Below are 2,671 nucleotides of genomic sequence, written 5' to 3'. Positions count from 1 at the left end.
ATGCGTGCACTACGTAAAGGACAAGCATCGTCATTTTATTATGGTCAGCCTCAGGGTGAAGTGTGTCTAATCAACAGGGTTTTCGGTCTCTAAGCACTTTTTAAAGGGAACATCATCGACTCAAATCACTATTTGCAACAGTGCCAAGGCTAACCGAGTTATCCGAAGATTCACATCTAGATCATCAAAATGATGCAGTACTTTCACCAAGAGAATCCGAGCCAACTCGGTCGAGTAGCTCGGATTATGATGCCTACTTTTAAAGAGACACCCCCGCCGATCAGTAAACAGTCTTAGGGAACTTATGACGACGTGGGGTGGACTGAGTCCGTTTTACCCAATCTTCTGGATATTCTTGACTGTAAGAATCATGGTAATGACCTGACCAATATTCCTGATTGTCTTCATCTTGGCATTCGTGAACTTGAGAAAAGTTGTAGGTGCTCTGTTGAGCTACAGCATGTTGCTGAAGTATCTTTTCAGCTGTTTTTTCCGCCTGATCTAAAGCCATGAAAATATCGAGCAAGGCTTGGCGCTGTTGATGGTTCAGAACTTTAGCACCTTCGATAATCAGCTGTTTAGCGAGGTTTTTTGGCATGCATGGGTTTGCATCATTGAATTTAGTACGCATAGCAGTTTCCTAGATAAGAGTTTAATTATCTCCATCACTTCTCACGGTAATGGAGGCAACTTAACAGGGGTGAGAATACTGAATCTAGGATCAGCCAGCACGAAGCTGCCCTGCTAAGCTACCATAAGAACTGCTTAACAGTAGGCAAAAAAATAGCCGCAAGTGCGACATTTAATTGCACCTAGATTTTATCAGGTTCTCACACCTGAGCACAGATTTTGCTGTGTTGAAATAAGGTTATCCAGTAAAGAGCAGTGCGTCAAGGTCCTGATCAGTAGTTCTTATAAAAACTGAAAAATAAATAATCAAAGAATGTCAGGAGCTCAATTTATTTTATTATAAAAAAGAGAGGTTCAGTATGAGCCAATGGAGAAGATAAAAATGGCATGCTCCTCATTCTCAGTGTGTATCAGAAAGAATCTATATGGTATTAGGTACAGATATTTGCACATAACTGGCAATTAAAACAGGATATGTGCAATATTAGGACTTAACGACTTTAGGATTGACTAGATTTTTCTATGCCATAAGGTCATAAAATATCTAAATGTGAGTGATGAATAATGATGTATTCTGAAAATGACAGTCCAGTATATATTGCATCAGTGTTGGGAGAGCGCTTAAAACGCATTCGATTAAATCGAGATATGACACAAGCTGAAGTTGCGAGTAAAGCATGGATCAGTCGAAGAACGGTGTTAAATGCTGAGAAAGGTAATGCGAAACTCTCGGATTTAATTGCAATTCTAGCTGCATTAAACATGATTAATAATTTCAATGTTTTAATACCTGAAGAGTCATTTTCACCTATACAGTTGCTTAAACTAAAAGGCAAAGTTCGCAAAAGAGCATCAGGTAATAACAAGCCACCTGTACTGCAACTGGCAAAACCAAAGTCAGATTGGTGACACACATTTCTGATACGGGACTTATTTAGTATTGAGATCATGTCTGAATGGGCTGACCAAAAGTAAAAATTCGTCTGGGGCTATTTTTGCGATCAAGGTTGGTTGAAGGTCTGTGGTTAGTTAAAATATTATTCATGCATAATGCTATTAATCAGTAGGATGATGCTCCCTCATGACAAATCATATCCAGATTATAGATGGATCATCTTTCAAATCGATCTTCGTAGTAGGCGACTTGCATGGTTCTTATCACTTGCTGATGAGCCATCTCAACGCTATCGATTTTGACTTTGATAAAGATTTGTTGATATGCACGGGTGACCTGGTTGATAAAGGCAAAGAAAATTTAGAATGTTTTTCATTGATTAAAAAACCATGGTTTCGAACCGTTCGTGGCAATCACGAAGAAATGTGTATTAAAAGTCTATTTGATTCAAAGCTTAGACATTTACATGAAAGAAATGGTGGTGAGTGGTTCTATCAGTTGTCATCACATCAGCAGCATAAAATTATCAAAAGCTTTGAAGATTTACCAATCGTTATCGAGCTTGAACTTCTAGATAAACGAATAGGAGTAGTTCATGCAGATATTGATATTCATGAATGGGGCGCTTTTAAAGCAGATATCATGCAAGGTGATTACAGGATTTCAGGAATGGTTTCAGCTTACACAAATGCACTATGGGGGCGTGGAAGAGTAAAGAACTATTCAGATAATTATGATGTTGTAGAGAACATAGATGCTATCTATTTGGGACATACGATCGTCAAGGAAATGACCCGGTTAGATAATTGCTATTACATTGATGTGGGTTCATCCTTTACTCAAAAGCTTTGTATAACAAAAATTAAGTGAATATTTTGCAAGACTGAATAGCTACTGATTTTATAGACACCTTTTAGTTAGATTTGGACTGCCACCACTCTCAGCTGTAACTAAGGGGGGTGAATCTCTACACCTATAAGTCTCAATTTTAAAAAAATTAAGGTTTTTCTATTAAAAACGGCTTTGTTGCACAAAGATTTGAAATGCAAAGCGCCCCTAATTGAGCCAAATTTAAGGCGTAACTTGGGTAAGTGGTCGACCTAATTCCGTAAATCTGTTGAGGACTGCTACACGTGCATGAATTTC

The 2,671-nt window shown here is 38.2% G+C and carries 3 protein-coding genes and 1 pseudogene; 3 read left to right on the top strand and 1 reads right to left on the bottom strand.

The window, feature by feature from the left end:
- Positions 1–93, top strand: a pseudogene (locus FTU40_RS15040) (IS6 family transposase); the annotation flags it as partial.
- Positions 94–280: 187 nt separating this feature from the next.
- Here FTU40_RS15040 and FTU40_RS15035 read toward each other — a convergent pair.
- The gene (locus FTU40_RS15035; RefSeq protein ID WP_004282055.1) at positions 281–631 is read right to left on the bottom strand and encodes a hypothetical protein; all 351 of its coding nucleotides are present in this window, start codon (positions 629–631) and stop codon (positions 281–283) included.
- A gap of 563 nt (positions 632–1,194) precedes the next feature.
- Here FTU40_RS15035 and FTU40_RS15030 point away from each other — a divergent pair.
- On the top strand, positions 1,195–1,539 hold the full coding sequence (locus FTU40_RS15030; protein WP_005102094.1) for a helix-turn-helix transcriptional regulator: 345 nt from the start codon (positions 1,195–1,197) through the stop codon (positions 1,537–1,539).
- Between the two features lie 172 nt (positions 1,540–1,711).
- Positions 1,712–2,395, top strand: coding sequence for a metallophosphoesterase (locus FTU40_RS15025; RefSeq protein WP_101235089.1), 684 nt, complete (start codon positions 1,712–1,714; stop codon positions 2,393–2,395).
- The last annotated feature ends 276 nt before the right edge of the window (positions 2,396–2,671 follow it).

Origin of the sequence: Acinetobacter sp. YH12100, assembly GCF_013419135.1 — a bacterium.
GTDB classification, from domain to species: Bacteria; Pseudomonadota; Gammaproteobacteria; order Pseudomonadales; family Moraxellaceae; genus Acinetobacter; species Acinetobacter pseudolwoffii.
This window is presented reverse-complemented; position numbering and strand designations above follow the sequence as displayed.